Below are 1,218 nucleotides of genomic sequence, written 5' to 3' on the forward strand. Positions count from 1 at the left end.
GGGGTTGTGGGAAAGTTCTTCAGTCGTCTGCCGGCGGCTGGGCGAGTCAGAAACCGTATGGGTAGTCGAAGGACATGCGAAAGGTCCGGCGTAGAGGGTAAGACCCCCGTAGACGAAATCTGTACGGCTCGCTTGAGCTTCTCCCAAGTAGCACGGGGCCCGAGAAATCCCGTGTGAATCTGGCGGGACCACCCGCTAAGCCTAAATATTCCCTGGTGACCGATAGCGGATAGTACCGTGAGGGAATGGTGAAAAGTACCGCGGGAGCGGAGTGAAATAGTACCTGAAACCGTGTGCCTACAAGCCGTGGGGGCAGTCTTCGGACTGTGACTGCGTGCCTTTTGAAGAATGAGCCTGCGAGTTTGCGGTGTGTAGCGAGGTTAACCCGTGTGGGGTAGCCGTAGCGAAAGCGAGTCCGAATAGGGCGTTTGAGTTGCATGCCCAAGACCCGAAGCGGAGTGATCTAGCCATGGGCAGGTTGAAGCGCGGGTAAGACCGTGTGGAGGACCGAACCCACCAGGGTTGAAAACCTGGGGGATGACCTGTGGTTAGGGGTGAAAGGCCAATCAAACTCCGTGATAGCTGGTTCTCCCCGAAATGCATTTAGGTGCAGCGTCGTGTGTTTCTTGCCGGAGGTAGAGCACTGGATAGGCGATGGGCCTCACCGGGTTACTGACCTTAGCCAAACTCCGAATGCCGGTAAGTGAGAGCACGGCAGTGAGACTGTGGGGGATAAGCTCCATGGTCGAGAGGGAAACAGCCCAGAACACCGACTAAGGTCCCTAAGCGTGTGCTAAGTGGGAAAGGATGTGGAGTCGCAGAGACAACCAGGAGGTTGGCTTAGAAGCAGCCACCCTTGAAAGAGTGCGTAATAGCTCACTGGTCAAGTGATTCCGCGCCGACAATGTAGCGGGGCTCAAGCACATCACCGAAGTCGTGTCATTGCAGCAATACTCCCAACGGAGGCTGTGATGGGTAGGGGAGCGTCGTGTGCCGGGTGAAGCAGCCGAGGAATCGAGTTGTGGACGGTTCACGAGTGAGAATGCAGGCATGAGTAGCGATACAAGAGTGGGAAACTCTTGCGCCGATTGACCAAGGGTTCCTGGGTCAAGCTGATCTGCCCAGGGTAAGTCGGGACCTAAGGCGAGGCCGACAGGCGTAGTCGATGGACAACGGGTTGATATTCCCGTACCCGCTTTGAAGCGCCAACGCTGAACC

At 56.7% G+C, this 1,218-nt stretch carries 1 rRNA gene; it reads left to right on the forward strand.

The features are described from left to right. Positions 1–1,218, forward strand: a 23S ribosomal RNA gene (locus ACFYS8_RS36420); the annotation flags it as partial.

The organism is Kitasatospora sp. NPDC004615 (assembly GCF_042873545.1).
In the GTDB taxonomy this organism is placed as follows: domain Bacteria; phylum Actinomycetota; class Actinomycetes; order Streptomycetales; family Streptomycetaceae; genus Kitasatospora.